This window comes from Hydrogenophaga sp., from assembly GCF_018780075.1.
Taxonomy (GTDB): Bacteria; Pseudomonadota; Gammaproteobacteria; order Burkholderiales; family Burkholderiaceae_C; genus Hydrogenophaga.
The window spans coordinates 20,446-40,119 of the sequence record NZ_JADMKB010000123.1; the positions used below are offsets into that span (position 1 = coordinate 20,446).

Genomic DNA, 19,674 nt, shown 5'->3' on the forward strand with positions numbered 1-19,674 from the left:
ACGGACCCGCCCTCGGGCATCAAGGCTTCTGGGTGCCCACCACCTCGATCTCCACGCGGCGGTTCTGGGCGCGACCGTCGCGGGTCTGGTTGGACGCCACCGGCTGCGACTCGCCCTTGCCTTCGGTCTTGATGCGGTCGGCCGGCACGCCCTTGCTCACCAGGTAGGCCTTCACCGCCTCGACCCGGCGGATCGACAGCAAGCGGTTGTAGGTGTCGGTCCCGATCGCGTCGGTGTGGCCGACCGCGATGATGGTTTCGACGTCGACCTTGGCCATGTCCGCGACCAGGCCATCCAGGGCGGCCTTGCCGGCCGGCTTGATGACCGACTTGTCGAAGTCGAACAGGGTCCCCGCCTGCAGGGTCATGGTCAGCACCGGTGCGGGGGCCGCCACCACCGGAGCTGGCGGCGCCGGGGCCGGTGCGGGGGCAGGTTCCGGCGCGGGGGCCGGCGCGGCGGCCACGGGCGGGAGCGGCTTGATGGCGCCGTCGCAGTCCGGATGGGCCGTGGCCGGTGTCCAGAAGTTGTTGCGCCAGCACAGCTCGTTGCTGCCGTTGCGCCAGACCAGGTCGCCACCGCCGTTCGTCCAGTTGTCGACGGTCTGGGCCGCGGCGGCAGACGCCAGGGTGACCGACGCCACCAGCAGGGCCATGCGGTTGAGGTTGTGCTTGTTCATGGGGATTCCTTTTCAATGTTCACGCAAGCGTGGGGTGAAAACGTCGGTGGGTCTGTGCGCTACCCAACCGAGTGCGCTCAGTCTAGGAATCCCCCGGGCACGCCCTCATCGGCGACCACCGCGTGTGCGTGTAGGACAACATGCCGTCCCACCATGCCCCATCCGCCGCGGAAACCAGCCACCACGGCACGCGAGGCCATCGCTCAGCAGACCCGCGCTCAGCGGCTCAGCGACACCGTGCTGTCGGCGTCGATGGAGGTGATCTGGCGGCCTTCGAGCGTGCGCTTCACCACGTAGGTGCTGTCGCTCACCTCGGTCATCAGGGGCGCACCGCGCATCTGCAGGGTGGAGGTCTGGCGCACCTTGACGGTGGCCGACATCCAGGGAAAGCCCGAGGGTTCCAGGCTCAGCAGCTCGTTGTTGATGTTCAGGCTCGGCTGGGTCACCCGCAGGGCGGCACTGGCGTCTTTCAGGTGATTGCAGAGGTCGTCCTTGCCGCCTTCGACTGTCGCCTCCCCGCGCGCAGTCTGCATGCGCAGGTTCACCTTGATGTCCTGGGCGTAGGCATCGCACATGCCGTCTGCGCCTTTCAGGGCCAGGTTTTCCTGCTTCTGCAACCAGTTCATCATGGCCGGCTCGGAAAAAACGAAACGGCTGTGGCCGTAAAACGCGGCGGCGAGCACGCCGATCCAGAACAGCTTTCTCATGGGTTCCTCCTCTGTGTTTGTGGTGGTTTCAACGGGGGAAATTCCCCTCGCTGCGGGTCGTCATCTTGGCGATCTGCACGGTCTTGATGGTGCGGCGCAGGACATAGGTGGTCTCGCCGGTCTCGGTCAGCGCGGGCCTACCGGGCAGATCAAACTGCGTTGCTTGTTTGACCTTGACCTCGGCCGACATCCAGGGAAAGCCCGAGCGCTGCACGCTCACCAGCTGGGTGTCGGTGGAGATCGCGGGCTTGAGCAGGCGCACGGTGGCGTTCGCGGCCTTGATGTAGTCGCACACATAGGCCCTGTCGCCGTCCAGCTGCCACTCGCCCTTGGCGTGCACGGCCCGCACGCTGACCTCGGTGTCGAAGCTGAAGTGATTGCAGACGCCCTCTTTCTGTTCAAAGACCGCCTGTTCGTGCGCCTCGATCCACCGCAGCACCCGGCTCTCCGACAACATCCAGCGGCTGTGGCCGTAAAACAGCGCCACCAGCGCGGCCAGCCAGACCAGTTTTTTCATCGTTCCTCCCTGTTGATTCCCTCTCCCTCCGAGAAGGCCGCACATTCTCGCCGAAGGCGACCCGGCCGCTTCAGGCCGGGGGAGGAACGGATCGGGAGGGACCGCGCGGATGCACCCCGGGCGCTTCAGCGCGGGTCAGGCCCCGGGGCGAGCGGTGCCTTCAGGCTGGAGCGCCGTTCCCGCTGAGGCTGGCGCAGACCCTTCGAAGGCGCTGTTCGGCCTCGTCGGCCACGGCTTTCACGCCGGCGCCGCCGACCAGTGTCACCATGACCTGCGGGTCCAGGAAGCCCACCACGACCTGACCGGGCTCCACCTCGCGCACGATCACATTGCACGGCAGCAGCAACCCGATGTCGGGCACCGCCTGCAAGGCCTGAAACGCCAGCGGCGGGTTGCACGCGCCGAGGATGCGGTAGGGCGGCATGTCTTCGCCGAGCTTGTCTTTCATCGCGGCTTGCACGTCGATGTCGCTCAGCACGCCAAAGCCTTCGGCCTTGAGCGCCTGCGTGGTCCGGGCGAGCGCATCGTCAAACGAGACGCCGCTGAGCGTGGTGGTGAATCCATACATGGCAGGTTCCTTCCTTGAGGGTGGGGGTTCGGCTTCAAAGATGGCTTCCGTGAAGCGACACGTCTGTTCGACACCGAACCGACACTGCACCATGCCGAAGCCGGAGTCAGAATGCAAGCATGAGTGGCTGCGCCAACCTTGAACATGCCCTTGACCCCACCCCAGCCCGCCGCCCCGGAACCGCCCCCCGCGACACCGGCCCCCGACACCGGGGCCGGCCTGTCCGCGAAAGACGCTGCGCAGCGCCTTGCCGAAGACGGTCCCAACGCCCTGCCCGGCGGACAGCAGCGCAGCCTGCTGTCCATCGCGCGCGACACGGTGCGCGAGCCGATGTTCCTGCTGCTGCTCGCGGCCGGCACGCTCTACATGGTGTTCGGCGACCTGCAGGAGGGCCTGACGCTGTTCGGCTTCGTGGTCATCACGCTGGGGCTGACGCTGTACCAGGAGGGCAAGACCGAGCGCGCCATTGAAGCGCTGCGCGACCTGACCAGCCCGCGCGCGCTGGTGATTCGCGACGGCGCGCCGCAGCGCATCGCCGGGCGCGACGTGGTGCGCGGGGACCTGCTGCAACTGAGCGAAGGCGACCGCGTGCCGGCCGACGCCCTGCTGGTGTCGGCCGACGGCGTGCAGGCGGACGAATCGCTGCTGACCGGCGAGCCGGTGCCGGTCAGCAAGCGGGCAGCGCTGGCGCCGGAGCTGGCGGCGAACCCGCAGGCCGGCGACGCCGCGCGCGCCCGCCCCGGCGGCGACGACCTGCCCAGCGTGTACGCGGGCACGCTGATCGTGCAGGGGCATGCGGTGGCGCGTGTCACGGCCACCGGCGCTCGCAGCGAGATCGGTCGCATCGGCACGGCGCTGGGCACGCTGGACAACGAACGTTCGCCCCTGCAGAAGCAGACGGCGCAGCTGGTGCGCCACCTGGCCCTGCTCGCGCTGGCCCTCAGCCTGGCGCTGGTGCTGGTGCACGGCCTGGTGCGGGGCGACTGGCTGCAGGCATTGCTGGCGGGCATCGCGCTGGCCATGGCGATGCTGCCGGAGGAGTACCCGGTGGTGATGACCGTGTTTCCGGCGCTGGGCGCGCGCCGCCTGTCGAAGGAAGGCGTGCTCACGCGCCGCATCAACGCCATCGAAACCCTGGGCGCGACCACCGTGCTGTGCAGCGACAAAACCGGCACGCTGACCGGCAACCGCATGACGGTGACGCACCTGGCGGCGGGCGGTGTGGCGCTGCCCGACCGGCTGGCGCTGGAGGCCGGGGGCGAGTCACTCCTGCCCGAAGCCTTCCACACGCTGGTGGAGTTTTCGATCCTGGCGAGCGTGGTGGACCCGTTCGACCCGATGGAGAAGGCGTTTCACCAGCTCGGCGAACGCTTCCTGACCGACACCGAACACCTGCACCGCGACTGGCGGCTGGTGCAGACCTACGCACTCAGCCCGGCGCTGCGCGCGATGTCGCATGTGTGGGCGGCGTCGGACGGCACCACGCAGACGGTGGCCGCCAAGGGCGCACCCGAGGCGGTGATGGACCTGTGCCACCTCGACGCCGCGCAGAAAGCGCACGTGGCCAGCGTGTTGGACGAACTCGCCGCCGAGGGCTTGCGCGTGCTCGCCGTGGCCCAGGGCCGCTTCGAAGGCCAGGACTGGCCCGCCAACGAGCACGATTTCGACTTCACGTTCGTCGGCCTGCTGGGCCTGGCGGACCCGGTGCGCCCGCAGGTGCCCGCGGCCATCGCCGAGTGCCGCGCGGCCGGCATCCGCGTGGTGATGATCACCGGCGACTACCCGGCCACGGCACAGGCGATCGCGCGGCAGGCGGGGCTGGCGGAGTCGGCCGCCGAGGTGCTCTCGGGCGACGAGATGGCCACGCTGAGCGACGAAGCCTTGCGCGAGCGCATGGCCAACGTGAGCGTGTGCGCGCGCATCGCGCCCGAGCAGAAGCTGCGCATCGTGCAGGCGCTGAAAGCGCGCGGCGACATCGTCGCCATGACGGGCGACGGCGTGAACGACGCACCGGCCCTGCGCGCCGCGCACGTGGGCGTGGCCATGGGCCAACGCGGCACCGACGTGGCGCGCGAGTCGGCCTCGCTGGTGCTGGTGGACGACGACTTCGCGGCCATCGTGCGCGCGGTGCGGCTGGGGCGGCGCATCTTCGACAACCTGCGCAAGGCGATGTCGTACATCCTCGCGGTGCACGTGCCGATTGCCGGCATGGCGCTGCTGCCGGTGCTGCTGGGCTGGCCGGCGCTGTTGTTCCCGATGCACATCGCCCTGCTTGAACTCATCATCGACCCGGCCTGTTCGATCGCTTTCGAGAACGAACCGGCCGAGAGCGACGTGATGCAGCGCCCGCCGCGCGACGCCAGCGCGCCGCTGTTTGGCGGCGTCACCCTGTGGCTGGCGCTGCTGCAGGGCCTGGGCGTGCTGGCGGCGGTGATGGGCGCGTTTGCCTGGGCGGCGCCCCGGCTGCCCGAGGCAGAAGCCCGCGCCTTTGCCTTCGCCACGCTGGTGGTGGGCAACCTGGCGCTGATCCTCTCCAACCGCTCGGCCACGAGGCCGCTCTGGGCCACGCTGCGCACGCCGAACACCACGCTCTGGGTGGTGGTGGGCCTGGCCCTGGCGCTGCTGCTGGCGTCGCTGTATGTGCCCTGGGCGGTGGACGTGCTGCGCTTCGCGCCCTTGCCGGCGCACGAGCTGGCCGCCGCCGGCGGGCTGGGCCTGTTCAGCGTGTTCTGGTTCGAGGGCATCAAGTGGGCCAGAAGGGCCTGCGCCGGCTCACGCCAACCGACCGTGGCGCATTGACGTGACCGTGCGACGCCAGCAGGTCTTGCGGCCCTCGGGCAGCAGCCAGCACCGATCGACACGGCGCACGCCAGGGCATCCAGGCGACACGCGAACAGGGGCCCTCGCCGCCTTACACTCGGCCGCTGTTCAACCCCGGAGCACTCCCTTGAAATCTCTATTTGTTTTGGGCGCGCTGGCCCTGGCCTGCGGTTCTGCACTGGCCCTGGAGGCGAAGACCTTGCCCTCCGGCGTGAAGGTGTTGCTGACCGCGCCAGGCACGGGCGCCACACCCAAAGCCACGGACACCGTGAAGGTGCACTACCGTGGCACGCTGGCCGACGGCAAGGAATTTGACAGTTCCTACAAGCGCGGCACACCCGCCAGTTTCCCGCTGAACCGCGTGGTCCCCTGTTGGACCGAAGGCTTCCAGCACATCCCGGTGGGTGCCAAGGCCACCCTGACCTGCCCGCCGGCAAGCGCCTATGGCCAGCAAGGCGCGGGCGGCGTGGTTCCCCCCAACGCCACGCTGACCTTCGAAGTGGAGTTGCTGGCCATCGAACGCTAGCACCCGCTCCAGCCGGGCTGCGGCCCCCAAGAGGGCTGATCCGGCTTCTTCATGCCCCGCTTGCCCGCGTCCGCCGGGCGCCCTGGCTGAAGTTCTGTGAGCGGCTTGTCGACGCCATGCACCGGGGGGCGACGTTGGCAAGGAACATGGCCGCTGCACGTCCGCTATACTGCATGTTGCTCCGGGGTGCACAGACCGCAAGGTCTGGCGCTGAGATGGTTGAAACACCGAACCCGTGAACTTGATCTGGCTAGTACCAGCGAAAGAAGAGCGCAGCCCCCAGGGCTTGCATCCCCGACCCGTCCCTCGTGCGACGGGTCCGTCCACGCCACCCGTGGGCCCGGGTGCATGTTTTGACGGGCGGTCTCCGGAGCATCCACAGCCCCAACAGGAGACCGCCGCCATGAACGCCCCCGACAAGATTCCCTTCGCAGACCAGTTCGCCCTCAGCCGCGAGCCCTTCCCCGCTTCGCGCAAGATCTACGTGCCCGGCTCGAATCAGAGCATCCGCGTGCCCATGCGCGAGATCCTGCTGTCCAACGGTGAGCAGGTCACGGTGTACGACACCTCCGGCCCCTACAGCGACCCGACCGCCGCCATCGACGTGCGCACCGGCCTGGCCGACGTGCGCGGCGCCTGGATCGCGGCGCGCGGTGACACCGAAAGCTACGAGGGCCGCCAGCGCGCCGCGCTGGACGACGGCATCAAGAACGAGGCCGCACAGAACGGCACCACCATCGAACGCATCGAGGCCCTGCGCGCCGAGGCCGCCGGCCTGCAGCGCACACCGCGCCGCGCCAAGAGCGGCATGAACGTCTCGCAGATGCACTACGCGCGCAAGGGCATCGTCACGCCCGAGATGGAGTACGTGGCCCTGCGCGAGAACGGCAAGCGCGAGTGGATGCGCGAGTACCTGGGCGACCCGGCGCGTGAAGCGCGCCTGCGCGGCAACCCCATGGGCGCGCGCATTCCCGACGTGTTCACGCCCGAGTTCGTGCGCGACGAAGTGGCGCGCGGTCGCGCCATCATCCCGGCCAACATCAACCACCCCGAGGTCGAGCCCATGGCCATCGGGCGCAACTTCCTGGTCAAGATCAACGCCAACATCGGCAACTCGGCCGTCACCTCCAGCATCGAGGAAGAAGTGGACAAGCTGGTGTGGGCGATCCGCTGGGGCGCCGACAACGTGATGGACCTGTCCACCGGCAAGAACATCCACACCACGCGCGACTGGATCGTGCGCAACAGCCCGGTGCCCATCGGCACGGTGCCGATCTACCAAGCACTGGAGAAGGTGGGCGGCGTGGCCGAAGACCTGACCTGGGCGATCTACCGCGACACGCTGATCGAGCAGGCCGAACAGGGTGTGGACTACTTCACCATCCACGCCGGCGTGCGCCTAGCCTACATCCACCTCACCGCGCAGCGCCGCACCGGCATCGTCTCGCGCGGCGGCTCCATCCTGGCCAAGTGGTGCATCACGCACCACAAGGAAAACTTCCTCTACACGCACTTCGAGGAAATCTGCGAAATCATGAAGGCCTACGACGTGAGCTTCTCGCTCGGCGACGGCCTGCGCCCCGGCAGCGCCTCGGACGCCAACGACGAAGCGCAGTTCGCGGAATTGAAGACGCTGGGCGAACTGACCCAGGTGGCCTGGAAGCACGACGTGCAGACCATGATCGAAGGCCCCGGCCACGTGCCCATGCACCTGATCCAGGCCAACATGGACGAGCAGCTGAAGCACTGCCACGAAGCGCCGTTCTACACACTCGGCCCACTGACGATCGACATCGCACCGGGCTATGACCACATCGCCTCGGCCGTGGGCGCGGCCATGATCGGCTGGATGGGCACCTCCATGCTCTGCTACGTGACGCCCAAGGAACACCTGGGCCTGCCCGACCGCGACGACGTGAAGCAGGGGATCATTGCCTACAAGATCGCGGCCCACGCCGCCGACATCGCCAAGGGCCACCCCGGTGCCCGCGCCCGCGACGACGCCATGAGCAAGGCGCGTTTTGAATTCCGCTGGCGCGACCAGTTCGCGCTCGGCCTGGACCCGCAGACCGCCGAGGACTACCACGATGAAACCCTGCCCAAGGACTCGTCGAAAGAGGCGCACTTCTGCTCCATGTGCGGGCCGAAGTTCTGCAGCATGAAGATCACGCAGGACGTGCGCGACTACGCCGCCGCCAAGGGCGTGAGCGACGAGCAGGCGCTGAGCGAGGGCATGGCGCAGAAGAGCGCGGAGTTCAAGGCCGTGGGCGGCGAGTTCTACGTGCCCGTGTCCTCGATCACCACCAAGGGCTGAGCCATGGCGTCCATCGGGATCGCAGGGGCCGGCCTGCTCGGCCGCTTGCTGGCCTGGCGGCTGGGCGCCACGCACGAGGTCACCGTGTTCGACCCGGCCGATGGGCCGCAGGCCACCAGCGACGGCCGGGGCGCCGCGGCGTTCACGGCCGCGGGCATGCTCAGCCCGCTCGCCGAGCTGGAGACCAGCGGCCCGCGGGTGGCCGAGCTGGGCTGGCGCTCCATCGCGCTGTGGCGCGAGATCGCCCAGGCGCTGAGCCAAACGCCGGCGGCGGCCAGCGCCTTGCCCGAGGCCTGCGGCACCTGCACCGCCTGCGCGCCCGCGCCGGGCGCAGCGGCGCCGGCCGACATCCACTTCCGTGCGCTCGGCAGCCTGTTGCTGGCCCACGGCAGCGACCTGGGCGCCGCGCGCCGCGTGCTCGCGCGCCTGGAAACCGCGCCGAACCTGGCCGCCGGGCTGCCCACGCCGCAAGCCCTGGACCGCGCGGCCCTGAGCGCACTGGAACCCAGCATCGACCCGCGCCTGCACGCCTGGCTGCTGCCGGGCGAGGGGCAGGTCCTGCCGCTGCAGATGCTGCCGGCGCTGTGCGCGGCGTCGCCCCGCGTGCGCTGGCGCTGGAACACCCGCGTGCACGAGGTGACCCCGGGCCAGCTGCGGCTGGACGACGGTTCGTCGCCGCGCTTCGACCTGGCCATCGACGTGCGCGGTGTGGGCGCCCGGCCCGATGCGCCGGTGCGCGGCGTGCGCGGCGAGGTGGTGTGGCTGCAGGCCCCGGGCGTGACGCTGCACCGCCCGGTGCGCCTGCTGCACCCGCGCCACCGCGTCTACATCGTGCCCCGGCCCTGTGACCACATCGTCATCGGCGCCAGCGAGATCGAGAGCGAAGACCGCTCGCCGGTGAGCCTGCGCAGCGCGGTGGAGCTGATGGCCGCGGCGCAGAGCGTGATCCCCGAGCTGGCCGAGGCGCGCATCGTGCACCTGGAGACCAACCTGCGCCCCGCCCTGCCCGACAACGAGCCCCACACCCACAACGAGCCCGGCCTGCTGCGCATCAACGGCCTGTTCCGCCACGGCTGGCTGCTCGCGCCGGCGCTGGTGCAGGACGCTTTGGCGGCTCTGGCCTGTATGGAGAACGAGGTGACCCATGCCTGACACCCTGTCCCCGCCCGACACGACATTGCGTTTCAACGAACTCACCCTGCCCTGCACGGATGGCCTGACGCTGGCCGCGCTGCTGGATATGCAGGGAGTGGACATCGGCAAGGTGGCCACCGCAGTCAATGGCGAGTTCGTGCCTCGCGCGTTGCGCGTGCAAACGCGGTTGTCGGCCGGCGACACCGTGCTGACCTTCCAAGCCATCGTCGGAGGCTGAACAGATGAGCAATGCAACGCAGACCTGGGCGCCGTACGGCGTCGAACTCAGCAGCCGCTTCCTGCTCGGCACGGCGGGCTACCCCTCGCCGCAGGTGCTGGCGGAGAGCATCGCCGCCAGCGGCACGCAGATCGTCACCGTGGGCCTCAAGCGCACGCTGGCCGCGGGTGGCGACAACGGCTTTGTGGAGATCATCCGCACCGCCATGCAGGAGCATGGTGCCCACCTGCTGCCCAACACGGCCGGCTGCCGCTCCGCGCGCGAGGCCATCACGCTGGCGCACATGGCGCGCGAGCTGTATGGCACGCACTGGATCAAGCTCGAGGTGGTGGGCGACGAACACACCCTGCAGCCCGACCCCTGGGGCACGGTGGAAGCCGCCGCCCAACTCACTAAAGACGGGTTCGCGGTGTTCCCCTACTGCACCGACGACCTCGTGACCTGCCAGCGCCTGCTGGACGCAGGCTGCGAGCTGCTGATGCCCTGGGGCGCGCCCATCGGTTCCGGCCAGGGGCTCATCAACCCGTTCGCGCTGCGCACGCTGCGCGCACGGTTGCCCGGCGTGCCGCTGGTGGTGGACGCCGGCATCGGTGCACCCTCCCACGCGGCGGCGGCCATGGAGCTGGGCTTTGACGCGGTGCTGCTCAACTCGGCCGTGAGCCAGGCGGTGGACCCGGTGCGCATGGCGCGCGCCTTTGGTCTGGCCATTGAGGCCGGTCGCGCGGCGTACGAGGCCGGCGTGATGGCGCCGCAGGACATGGCGGTGGCGAGCACGCCCGTCAGCGGGCACCCTTTTCTGATCAATTGACCATGACACCCATCATCTGGAGCATCGCCGGCACCGACAGCGGTGGCGGCGCCGGCCTGTCGGCCGACCAGCGCGCGGCCGATGCCTTCGGCGTGCACCTGTGCCCGGTGGTGGCGGCGGTCACCGCGCAGAGCACCGTGGCCGTCACGCAGGTTCAACCGATCCCGCCCGATCTGCTGGACGCACAACTCGCGGCGCTGGCGGACGACATGCCGCCCAGCGTGATCAAGACCGGGCTGCTGGGCAGCGCGGCCCACGCGCGGCTGGTGGCCACCTGGGTCGATCGGCTGCGGCGGCGCGCGCCGCTCAAGCTGGTGATCGACCCGGTGCTGCGCGCCAGCACGGGCGCGGGGTTCGCCGACGCCGAGCTGCTGCAGGTCTACCGCGACGAGCTGCTGCCGCGCGCGAACGTGGTCACGCCGAACCAGAACGAGGCGGTGGTCCTGCTCGGCGGCCGGGGGAGCAACACCGTGCCCGCGCTCGCCGCCACCTTGCAGCAGCTCGGCGCGCAGGCCGTGGTGATCACCGGCGGCGACACGGCCACGCCCCAGCTCTCGCTCGACTGGCTGCAAACCCCGCATGCGCACGGCTGGCTGAGCCTGCCGCGCGTGGACAGCACGAACAACCACGGCACCGGCTGCACCTTCGCCACGTCGCTGGCCGCCGCGCTGGCGCGGGGCTTCGTGGCGGCCGACGCAGCTGTGCTCGCCAAGATGGCCACCACCCACGCGCTGCGCCAAGCCCGCGCCGTGGGCCAGGGCGCGGGGCCGGTGGTGGCGATGCCAGGCTTTGGCACCGATCCGTCGCTGCTGCCCCACCTGAGCCTGGGCGAACAGGCCCCCGTCGCCTGGCCGGCGCCGCACCGGGGCCCGGCTCCCGGCGTCTACGCCATCGTGGACAGCGCCGAGCGCGTGGAGGCCGTCCTGAGCGCGAGGCCCACCGCGCCCACCATCCAGCTGCGCATGAAGCGCCCGGCGGGCCTGGACGACACGACCTGGGCCGCGCAACTCACACAGGCCATCCAGCGCAGCCAGCGCGTGGCCGATGCCGCCGGCGCCACGCTGGTGGTCAACGACCACTGGCGGCTCGCGCTGCAGGCCGGCGCGCGCGCACTGCACCTGGGCCAGGAAGACCTGCTGGCCCTCACACCCGAAGACCACGGGCAGCTTCAGGCCGCCCGGCAGCGGGGCGTGACGCTCGGCCTGAGTTCGCACAGCCTGTGGGAGCTGTGCCGCGCGGCGGGCATGGCACCCGACCTGATCGCCTGCGGCCCCGTGTGGGCCACCACCACCAAAGACATGCCCTGGCGGCCGCAAGGCCTGGACAACCTGGCCTGGTGGGCCCACATGGCGCCCGCGCCGGTGGTGGGCATTGGCGGCATCCTTGAACCGGCCCAGCTGCAGGCCGTGGCCGAGGCGGGAGCCGCCGGGGGCTGCGTGGTGCGCGGGCTGGGTGCTGAACCGTCGAACACACTGCCCGCCTGGCTCGACGCCTGGCACCTGGGCACTGCAAACCGCCCCTCCGGGGCCGTTCCCCCGCTGCCGCACCCGATGTTGCCCACCTGAAAAGGTGTGAACAACGCCAGCAGGCCCTTGCAGGGCGACCCAGCGGGGGCACCATCACCTGGACCGCTGACTGGGTTGCGGCTCAATGAACCCGCAGCACCTCAAACTGCTGTCGGATGGGAGCGACCTGTATCGACACCTCATCCCCCTCGCATTTACCCAGCATGGCCCTGCCCAAAGGGGCTTCGCTGCTGATGACCTGAACGAGCTGAGCGCCGCTGACCAACTTCATGCTGCCCCCATCCGGGCCGAGAAAGAGCTGTTGCTGCTTGTCGTCGGAATCGACCAGGCAGACCAGCGCGCCGAGCTGTATACCTTTGCTGGCGTCGTAGGGGCGCGGGCGGAATTGGCGCCAATGGGCCATCGCCTGGCGGATGGCTTCGGCGCGACGAGCCTGGCCGGTGGCCAGGTAGGCGGCTTCGAGCCCCAACGTGTCGTATTTGTTTTCGGCGATGTTCTCTTCGTGAGTCGCCGTTTCATGGGCCGCCTGCGCGGCCTGTTCGGCTTGCAGCAGGTCTTCGGCGAGCCGTTCCAGCACCTGCTGCTGCAGCAAGAATTTATCCATGATGAAAGGTAGGCACCTCGAACAAGCGGTCAGGTCTTGATTGTGAAGGGCTCCACCAGCCTTCGACGCTCCTGTTGGCCGCAGGTCAGCTTCAGCTATGGGCACTGTCCTGTCGCCCATTTCGGCGCATCGAACGGCAGGAGCTGGCCAGCAGTGGCAGTTCGTGGAAAGTGCCGACGCCTGGCTTTGGTTGGCGAGCGCTCTGGCAGCGCAGGTCATGTTCCCGGCAATGCCGCGTGCTCACGCGCCCGGCCAGGAGCGGTCTATGCCAGAAGCAACAAACAGTTGTTCAACGTTTGAGCTCACCCACCAGCGGAAGCGGGCGAAGCCCGCTGTAGCAGGTCGGGTGCAACGAAGGGTTAGATACCGTCTTGAAAGTCAAGCGAGTTTCCAAGAAATTGAGCGTTGAACATGACACGGGTCTTCAGAACTCCGTAGATGAATCGAACCAACTTGTGCATCGAAGCGCTGATCACAGCCTTGGGCGCCAACCCTTCCCCTTTCAACCGCAGTCCAAAGGCCTTGATCAGTGGGTTGTATTTCAGCGCCACCATCGCCGGCATGTACAACGAATGGCGAATGTAGGCGTGACCATTTCGGCTGATCATGCTGCGCCCGCGCACCGAGGAACCTGACTCCTTCAACCTGGGCGTCACCCCGATGAAGGCTGCCAGGGCCTTGGCGTTCTTGAACCTGCGCACATCCCCAAGGTAAGCCAACACTTTGGCCGCTGTCGTGTTGCCCAGACCGGGGATGCTGGTGATCAGCTCCACGTCTGCGCGCAACCCAGGATGCCGATCAATGTGATCGTCAATCTGGCGCTCCAACTCTTTGATGTTGTCCCGCAGCCATTGCATGTGGCTGTGAATGGACGCCTGCATGGCCGGCTGGTTCAGCGCAGACTCCAGCCGGTTGGCCTCCTGCTGCTGCATCTCCTTGAGCGCCTGCAGCCGATCCACCAGCGCCCTGAGCTGGCGCACCTCCGGTGCAGGGGGCGTCCAGGCTTCTGGCTTCATGGCCTGTGCAAACCGGGCAAGCAAGGCCGCATCGGCTTTGTCGGTCTTGTTGCGCGCCATTTCGCTCTGCGCGAAGCCCTTGATCCGCGAGGGATTGACGACGCTCACGTACCACCCCTCATCACTCAAGGTCGTGGATACCGCTTCGCTGTATGGGCCCGTGGCCTCCATGCACACCCTGGTCGAGGCCAGGTCGCAACCTCGCTGCCTGAGCCAGGCAATCAGCGCTTCAAACCCTTTGGCGCTGTTGTCGAAAACGTGGGACTTGATCTTGCCTCGTTCATCGAACGCAGCCACATCAAGCTTGCTCTTGGCCACGTCAATGCCCACCCACCAGCCGGTGTTCCCGTTCATCGCATCGGACCTTCCTCGTATGCGGGCTTGTCCACCAGGGAGCAGCCCAAGTTACCGTTCGGTCTTGTTGAAGCGAAAAACGGTCGGGAGCACCTATCTAACCCACGGGCTTGGGGCTCCATCAATCAAGTCCTGGCCCTAGGCCTCACCGGTGTCATCCCGACCGGCCTGTTCAACATCTGCATTCTTGCTGGTTGTTGAGCTGGCTGGGGGAAGATACGAGCCGTCATTGTGCGGGACCAAGATACTCAGCGACGGCTGCGTCGACTTCCTCGAAGAGCAGGCGATCCGCAACGGCATGTTTATCCTTCTGAAGTCGCGCTACGCAGGCTGTCAAAGCTAGTTTGACTTGACGAGCCAGATACGCCTTGAGTTCAGCAGGCATCAAGCCCTGCCACGCGGACTCAGGCACTTGCACATCTACCGATACGCAGCGACTCGCCTTTGCGAACCGGAGCCTAGCCAGCCCCTCGTTGCCGTACTTTTGGATTGAGCCATCGACGCGCAGAACGATTGCATATTCATCGATTGCATCGCAGTGCGCCGACGTAAGGTGCCTATTGAGTGCCTGATAGAGCGGGACCTTCAACTCGCCGACGATTGCGGCTTCAGGGCCTCCGCACTCGCAACCGATTCCGATTCGTGGCATAGCTAAGGCGCGTTGACTGACGGCTAACGTTTGAGATAACCGGCATGATCCGGCTTGCCGGGGCATGTCCAGTTGATTGAAGGGTTAGGCGTCTCGGAGGTAGGCTGCAATTTCATGCTTGTTGTGCTTCTTGGCGACTTGCTCAGCAGTAAGACCGATTTCGTTCAGTGCCTGTTTGCTTGCGCCAGCTTGGACCAAAGCAACGACCGTTTCAAGGTTGCCCCAACCGGCTGCCCAATGGAGCGGGGATGTGACTTCCATACCCGGCGTATTGATCTGAGCGCCAGCCTCTATGAGATAGCGAACCATCTGAGCCTGCCCCCAGGCTGCTGCCCCATAGATCGGCGTTTCGCCTACCGAATCTCGACTATTCACATTGGCTCCTTCTTCTACGAGTGACCTCGCGTACTCAACATCACCACCCCACGCTGCTGCATGAAGTGGAGTTTCGGCGGAGCCTTCTTTGGCTGTGAGAGGGGGAAGTGGCATTTGAGACGCCTAACGTGAAAGCTCAACGGGCGGCGAAGCCGTCCGCTGCAGCGTAGGGTTGGGCATTGCTGACCGGAACCGGAGTGTCATGCGGGGCCAGCCTTAGAAACCTTGTGCCGTTTGCGCTTCCTGTTTTGGTTGTCGGCGCTGATAAGTTGATCGCATTCATCTGGCGTCGGCGCCCTCCGGTCGGTTTCGATCGTGTGCCAACCTCCGCAATTCGGATCGGGGCAGCCGCACACTGTGAATCGAACGGGATGATCTGACAGACCCTCGCGCTTCTGGATTGCGTTTGTCCGCTCGCGGCTTTTGATGATGTCCACGATGGCTGATCGACCTAGGAATGGACGCGACATGAATTGATCCCTTACGCGGAAAGCCGATTGTTCGAGCACGATGCCCAACTTTGATGTAGACGACTTTTCACCGGATATGCCCGGCGACAGTCGGATAACGTGAGACCGTGAAACCGGAAAAAGCTTTTGACTTCATGTACTTGCCTTCATATACTGGTTATATGAACAGGTATAACAGAACCGACAAAGTCGCCACTGCACCTCCGCTGGTGTCCAAGCGATTGCTGGACCAGGTTCGGGAGCGCATTCGGTATTTGCACTATAGCCTTAAGACCGAAAAGGCTTACCTGTATTGGGTTCGGTTTTTTGTGTTGTGGTCTGCCCAACAGGGTGGCATGCGGCATCCGCGCGACATGGGTGGAGTGGATGTTGAAGCCTTTTTGAGCATGCTGGCCAATGAGCGGCAGGTCTCGCCCGCCACGCATCGCCAGGCGCTCAATGGGTTGATGTTTTTTGTACCGCGATGTTTTGTGTATTGATCTGCCTTGGATGAATCAGATCGGGCGCCCGCCTGAGCGCAAACGCATTCCGGTGGTGCTGACCACGGCTGAGATTCAACAGGTGTTGGCCCTGCTGCCGGGGGTGGAGGGCGTTCTGGCCCGCTTGCTGTACGGCACGGGCATGCGCTTGTCCGAAGGTCTTTCGTTGCGGGTTAAGGACGTGGACTTTGACCGCCATGTGGTCATTGTTCGCAGCGGCAAGGGTGACAAAGACCGTGTGGTGATGTTGCCGCGTTCCCTGGCTCCCGCGCTTCGTGAACAGCTGGCGAGTTCGCGGGCGCTGTGGGCGGCTGACCGAGCTGCAGGTCATTCCGGGGTTTTCATGCCTCATGCGTTGGATGCGAAGTACCCGCGCGCCGGGCAAAGCTGGGCCTGGCATTGGGTGTTCCCGGCCCCAAAGTTCTCCGTGGACCCGCGCACCGGGGTGGAGCGACGCCACCATCTGTTTGAAGAACGGCTGGCGCGTCAGCTCAAACAGGCCTGTGCATCGGCAGGCATTGCCAAGCACGTGACGGTTCACACCTTGCTCCACTCGTTCGCCACGCACCTGCTGCAGGCAGGCACCGACATCCGCACGGTGCAGGAGCTGCTGGGACACTCTGACGTTTCAACGACGATGATCTACACCCATGTGCTCAAGGTGGCGGCGGGCGGAACTGCGAGTCCGCTGGATGCGCTTGCGCTGGGGAGCTGATTGGCCGCTTTGTGGATCGTGCGCGGTTGTCCGCTCAGGGTCGGAAGTGCCAGTTCGCGCTGGGCGAAACCGGACCTTCATCGGAAACTTGTTGCCTCCCACCAGCGCGTACCCGGTCTTGGGGGTGAAGCAGCCGCACGAGTGCTCGTTCGTTGAATGACCGCTGACGGCGATCGCCGCCGTTCAGACCGACGGCAGCGAGTGACTCCGTTCAGCGTTGACCGATCACCGACTCCGCTCAGGCGAGCATGAGCCTCTTGCCGACACCCGGCCGCAGGCCGCGAAGGTCCCCGGCTCATTGACGCGGCCATTCAGCACTGATTCAACCGATCGAAGCCGTCTCGCGCGAGGGGGCCCATGACGCCGACCGGCCCCACGCCGCGCTGCCTGGCTGACAACCCGTAAAACCCAGGGTTAACCCTTGGGTCTGGTAAGGTTCCGGGTTTCGTCACCGCCGGGCGACCGGTGCGCCTGCCGCACCGGGGCACCGGCATTTTTCATCCCTCGGAGAACCCTCATGGATCGTCGTTCCCTCATCAAGCACGCTGGCATCGCTGGCGTGTTGTCCGCCGGCATCGCCCCGGCCGTGCATGCCCAGGCCGCCGTGCGCTGGCGCATGGCGTCGAGCTTCCCCAAGTCGCTGCCCACCATCTACGGTTCGGCCGAGAAGTTCTCGGAGACGGTCAAGGCGCTCTCGGGTGGCAAGTTTGAGGTCTCGGTGCACGCGGCCGGCGACCTGGTGCCGGCCTTCGGCGTGGTGGACGCCCTGCAGCAGAACACGCTGGAGATGGCGCAGACCGCGTCCTACTACTTCACGGGCAAGGACCCGATCTTTGCCTTTGGCTGCGCCGTGCCCTTCGGCCTGACCGCGCGCCACATGGACGCCTGGATGGAGCACGGCAACGGCCGCAAGCACATGGACGCGTTCTACGCCCAGTTCAACATCGCCTCCATGAGCGCCGGCAACACCGGCACGCAGATGGGCGGCTGGTACCGCAAGGAGATCAAGACCGTCGCCGACCTCAAGGGCCTGAAGATGCGCATGGGCGGCGGCCTGTTCGGCGAGGCCATGGCCAAGCTGGGCGTGGTGGCCCAGAACATGCCGGCCGGCGAGGTGTACCAGGCGCTGGAAAAAGGCACGCTGGACGCCACCGAGTTCGTCGGCCCCTTCGACGACGAGCGCCTGGGCTTCCAGAAAGTGGCCCCGTTCTACTACTACCCCGGCTGGTGGGAAGGCGGCGCCGAGCTGGAGTTCTTCATCAACAAGAAGGCGTTCGAGGCGCTGTCGGCCGAGAACAAGGCCATCGTGCGCGCCGCGGGCGCCGTGGCCGCGCGCGACATGACCGCCAAGTACGACGCCCAGAACCCGGCGGCGCTCAAGCGCCTGGTGGCCAGCGGCACCAAGCTCAGGCCCTACAGCAAGGAGCTCATGGACGCGGGCTACAAGGCCTCCATGGAGGTGTTCGCCGCCCACGAAGCCAAGTCGCCCGAGTTCAAGAAGATCCACCAGGACATGCGCGCCTTCCAGCGCGACCAGGTGCTGTGGAGCAAGTTCTCCGAGTGGCGCTACGACGGCTACATCGGTGGCGTCAAGCTCTGATCTCGGACGAAACCCCCATGAAAAAAGCCGCTCGATGAGCGGCTTTTTTGTGGGCGACCGTGAGCGTCGTTCAGGGCTTGGCGCTGGCCACCGCCATGTGCGCCACCTGTTGGTCGAGGATCTCTTCGGGTTCGTCGGCCTCTTGCGCGGTCGGGTTGTCCAGCCCCTGCTGCAGGCGCTGCATGTCGAGGTCGCCGGTCCACTTGGCCACCACCAGCGTCGCCACGCCGTTGCCCACCAGGTTGGTGAGGGCGCGGGCTTCGCTCATGAAGCGGTCGATGCCCAGGATCAGCGCCAGGCCGGCCACCGGAACGCCGCCCACCGCCGACAGCGTGGCCGCCAGCACGATGAAGCCGCTGCCGGTGATGCCGGCCGCGCCCTTGGAGGTGAGCAGCAGCACGGCGAGCAGGGTCAGCTGCTGCGTCAGCGTCATGGGCGTGTCGGTCGCCTGGGCGATGAACACGGCGGCCATGGTCAGGTAGATCGAGGTGCCGTCGAGGTTGAACGAATAACCGGTGGGGATCACCAGGCCGACCACCGACTTCTTGGCGCCCAGGTTCTCCATCTTCTCCATCATGCGCGGCAGCACCGATTCGCTGGACGAGGTGCCCAGCACGATCAGCAGCTCTTCCTTGATGTAGCGGACGAACTTCACGATGGAAAAACCGTGCAGGCGGCTGATGAGGCCCAGCACCACGAACACGAAGATCAGGCAGGTCAGGTAGAAGGTGCCCATGAGCTTGCCGAGCGAGAACAGCGAGTCGATGCCGTACTTGCCGATGGTGAAGGCCATGGCGCCAAACGCGCCGATGGGGGCCACCTTCATGATGATGCCGACGATGTCGAACAGCACGTGCGACGACTTCTCGATGAAGTCGAACACCAGGGTGCCGCGGCCGCCGAACTTATGCAGCGCGAAGCCGAACAGCACCGAGAACAGCAGCACCTGCAGGATGTCGCCCTTGGCGAACGCGTCCACCACCGAGGTGGGGATCACGCCCAGCAGGAAATCGACCGTGCCCTTCATCTTGCCGGGCTCGGTGTAGGCGGCGATGGCCTTGGTGTCGAGCGTGGAGGCGTCCACGTGCATGCCCGAGCCGGGCTGGATGAAGTTGACCACCAGCAGGCCGATGACCAGCGCCAGCGACGACACCACCTCAAAATACAGCAGCGCCAGGCCACCGGTCTTGCCGACCTTCTTCATGTCTTCCATGCCGGCGATGCCCACCACCACGGTGCAGAAGATGATGGGCGCGATGATCATCTTGATCAGCTTGATGAAGGCATCGCCCAGCGGCTTCATCTGCTCCCCGAGCGCGGGGTAGAAGTGGCCCAGCAGCACGCCGACGGTGACGGCGAACAGGACCTGGACGTAGAGGGATTTGTAGAGCGGCTTGCGCGCGGTGCTCGTGGCCATGGTTGTGTCTCCAGCTGAACTTGTGAGAGGCGGGGCGCCGGGGGTGTCGGCCGCCGGCGCCTGCAGGTGCCCGGTGTTCGGGACAGGCTGGACGATACGCAGCGGCCCGGGCCGCGCCAACTGTGGCGTTCAACAGTCGTAGAACTACGTACGCCCCGCAG

General features: G+C 66.8%; 16 protein-coding genes, 1 pseudogene and 1 riboswitch. Of the genes and pseudogenes, 9 read left to right on the forward strand and 8 right to left on the reverse strand.

What is annotated here, in order from left to right; genetic code table 11:
- Positions 1-19: 19 nt before the first annotated feature.
- The 4 genes from ompA to IV088_RS20050 form a co-directional block, all read right to left on the reverse strand.
- Complete coding sequence (gene ompA / locus IV088_RS20035) at positions 20-676, reverse strand: outer membrane protein OmpA (protein WP_291105660.1); 657 nt, start codon at positions 674-676, stop codon at positions 20-22.
- Positions 677-894: 218 nt separating this feature from the next.
- Complete coding sequence (locus IV088_RS20040; RefSeq protein WP_291105661.1) at positions 895-1,383, reverse strand: hypothetical protein; 489 nt, start codon at positions 1,381-1,383, stop codon at positions 895-897.
- A 28-nt stretch (positions 1,384-1,411) separates the two neighbouring features.
- The gene (locus IV088_RS20045) at positions 1,412-1,900 is read right to left on the reverse strand and encodes a hypothetical protein (protein WP_291105662.1); all 489 of its coding nucleotides are present in this window, start codon (positions 1,898-1,900) and stop codon (positions 1,412-1,414) included.
- 160 nt (positions 1,901-2,060) lie between these two features.
- Positions 2,061-2,468 (reverse strand): DUF302 domain-containing protein, encoded by a 408-nt coding sequence (locus tag IV088_RS20050; RefSeq protein ID WP_291105663.1) that lies wholly within the window; start codon positions 2,466-2,468, stop codon positions 2,061-2,063.
- A gap of 144 nt (positions 2,469-2,612) precedes the next feature.
- Here IV088_RS20050 and IV088_RS20055 point away from each other — a divergent pair, with 144 nt between their 5' ends.
- From IV088_RS20055 to thiD, 7 genes are all read left to right on the forward strand, one after another.
- Positions 2,613-5,267 carry a cation-translocating P-type ATPase gene (locus IV088_RS20055; protein WP_291105665.1) on the forward strand — a complete coding sequence of 885 codons (2,655 nt, stop codon included), beginning with the start codon at positions 2,613-2,615 and terminating at the stop codon, positions 5,265-5,267.
- A gap of 199 nt (positions 5,268-5,466) precedes the next feature.
- The gene (locus IV088_RS20060) at positions 5,467-5,814 is read left to right on the forward strand and encodes an FKBP-type peptidyl-prolyl cis-trans isomerase (RefSeq protein WP_291105718.1); all 348 of its coding nucleotides are present in this window, start codon (positions 5,467-5,469) and stop codon (positions 5,812-5,814) included.
- A 172-nt stretch (positions 5,815-5,986) separates the two neighbouring features.
- A riboswitch (TPP riboswitch) is annotated at positions 5,987-6,099 on the forward strand.
- Between the two features lie 118 nt (positions 6,100-6,217).
- Positions 6,218-8,128 carry a phosphomethylpyrimidine synthase ThiC gene (thiC, locus tag IV088_RS20065; protein WP_291105667.1) on the forward strand — a complete coding sequence of 637 codons (1,911 nt, stop codon included), beginning with the start codon at positions 6,218-6,220 and terminating at the stop codon, positions 8,126-8,128.
- Between the two features lie 3 nt (positions 8,129-8,131).
- A complete protein-coding gene (locus IV088_RS20070) occupies positions 8,132-9,280 on the forward strand; it encodes an FAD-dependent oxidoreductase (RefSeq protein WP_291105668.1) in 1,149 nt (382 codons plus the stop codon).
- Positions 9,273-9,500: a sulfur carrier protein ThiS gene (gene thiS, locus IV088_RS20075; protein ID WP_291105669.1), complete on the forward strand. Its 228-nt coding sequence runs from the start codon at positions 9,273-9,275 to the stop codon at positions 9,498-9,500. The genes IV088_RS20070 and thiS overlap by 8 nt, the downstream gene beginning before the upstream one ends.
- 4 nt (positions 9,501-9,504) lie before the next feature.
- Positions 9,505-10,308: a thiazole synthase gene (locus IV088_RS20080; RefSeq protein ID WP_291105671.1), complete on the forward strand. Its 804-nt coding sequence runs from the start codon at positions 9,505-9,507 to the stop codon at positions 10,306-10,308.
- A 2-nt stretch (positions 10,309-10,310) separates the two neighbouring features.
- The gene (gene thiD, locus IV088_RS20085; RefSeq protein ID WP_291105673.1) at positions 10,311-11,873 is read left to right on the forward strand and encodes a bifunctional hydroxymethylpyrimidine kinase/phosphomethylpyrimidine kinase; all 1,563 of its coding nucleotides are present in this window, start codon (positions 10,311-10,313) and stop codon (positions 11,871-11,873) included.
- An 82-nt stretch (positions 11,874-11,955) separates the two neighbouring features.
- Here thiD and IV088_RS20090 read toward each other — a convergent pair whose 3' ends face one another.
- From IV088_RS20090 to IV088_RS20100, 3 genes are all read right to left on the reverse strand, one after another.
- A complete protein-coding gene (locus IV088_RS20090) occupies positions 11,956-12,438 on the reverse strand; it encodes a GreA/GreB family elongation factor (RefSeq protein WP_291105674.1) in 483 nt (160 codons plus the stop codon).
- A 359-nt stretch (positions 12,439-12,797) separates the two neighbouring features.
- Positions 12,798-13,808, reverse strand: coding sequence for an IS110 family transposase (locus IV088_RS20095; protein WP_291105676.1), 1,011 nt, complete (start codon positions 13,806-13,808; stop codon positions 12,798-12,800).
- A gap of 733 nt (positions 13,809-14,541) precedes the next feature.
- Complete coding sequence (locus tag IV088_RS20100; RefSeq protein ID WP_291105677.1) at positions 14,542-14,946, reverse strand: ankyrin repeat domain-containing protein; 405 nt, start codon at positions 14,944-14,946, stop codon at positions 14,542-14,544.
- Between the two features lie 517 nt (positions 14,947-15,463).
- Here IV088_RS20100 and IV088_RS20105 point away from each other — a divergent pair.
- Positions 15,464-16,496 (forward strand): annotated as a pseudogene (locus IV088_RS20105) (integron integrase).
- A 517-nt stretch (positions 16,497-17,013) separates the two neighbouring features.
- A complete protein-coding gene (locus IV088_RS20110; protein ID WP_291105679.1) occupies positions 17,014-18,096 on the forward strand; it encodes a TRAP transporter substrate-binding protein DctP in 1,083 nt (360 codons plus the stop codon).
- A gap of 70 nt (positions 18,097-18,166) precedes the next feature.
- Here IV088_RS20110 and IV088_RS20115 read toward each other — a convergent pair whose 3' ends face one another.
- Positions 18,167-19,513: a dicarboxylate/amino acid:cation symporter gene (locus IV088_RS20115; RefSeq protein WP_291105680.1), complete on the reverse strand. Its 1,347-nt coding sequence runs from the start codon at positions 19,511-19,513 to the stop codon at positions 18,167-18,169.
- Positions 19,514-19,674 lie beyond the last annotated feature (161 nt).

Coding starts and splice junctions, on each gene's coding strand:
- ompA (WP_291105660.1), bottom strand. CDS start 676: ATGAACAAGCACAACCTCAACCGCATGGCCCTGCTGGTGGCGTCGGTC.
- IV088_RS20040 (WP_291105661.1), bottom strand. CDS start 1,383: ATGAGAAAGCTGTTCTGGATCGGCGTGCTCGCCGCCGCGTTTTACGGC.
- IV088_RS20045 (WP_291105662.1), bottom strand. CDS start 1,900: ATGAAAAAACTGGTCTGGCTGGCCGCGCTGGTGGCGCTGTTTTACGGC.
- IV088_RS20050 (WP_291105663.1), bottom strand. CDS start 2,468: ATGTATGGATTCACCACCACGCTCAGCGGCGTCTCGTTTGACGATGCG.
- IV088_RS20055 (WP_291105665.1), top strand. CDS start 2,613: ATGCCCTTGACCCCACCCCAGCCCGCCGCCCCGGAACCGCCCCCCGCG.
- thiC (WP_291105667.1), top strand. CDS start 6,218: ATGAACGCCCCCGACAAGATTCCCTTCGCAGACCAGTTCGCCCTCAGC.
- IV088_RS20070 (WP_291105668.1), top strand. CDS start 8,132: ATGGCGTCCATCGGGATCGCAGGGGCCGGCCTGCTCGGCCGCTTGCTG.
- thiS (WP_291105669.1), top strand. CDS start 9,273: ATGCCTGACACCCTGTCCCCGCCCGACACGACATTGCGTTTCAACGAA.
- IV088_RS20080 (WP_291105671.1), top strand. CDS start 9,505: ATGAGCAATGCAACGCAGACCTGGGCGCCGTACGGCGTCGAACTCAGC.
- thiD (WP_291105673.1), top strand. CDS start 10,311: ATGACACCCATCATCTGGAGCATCGCCGGCACCGACAGCGGTGGCGGC.
- IV088_RS20090 (WP_291105674.1), bottom strand. CDS start 12,438: ATGGATAAATTCTTGCTGCAGCAGCAGGTGCTGGAACGGCTCGCCGAA.
- IV088_RS20095 (WP_291105676.1), bottom strand. CDS start 13,808: ATGAACGGGAACACCGGCTGGTGGGTGGGCATTGACGTGGCCAAGAGC.
- IV088_RS20100 (WP_291105677.1), bottom strand. CDS start 14,946: ATGCCACTTCCCCCTCTCACAGCCAAAGAAGGCTCCGCCGAAACTCCA.
- IV088_RS20110 (WP_291105679.1), top strand. CDS start 17,014: ATGGATCGTCGTTCCCTCATCAAGCACGCTGGCATCGCTGGCGTGTTG.
- IV088_RS20115 (WP_291105680.1), bottom strand. CDS start 19,513: ATGGCCACGAGCACCGCGCGCAAGCCGCTCTACAAATCCCTCTACGTC.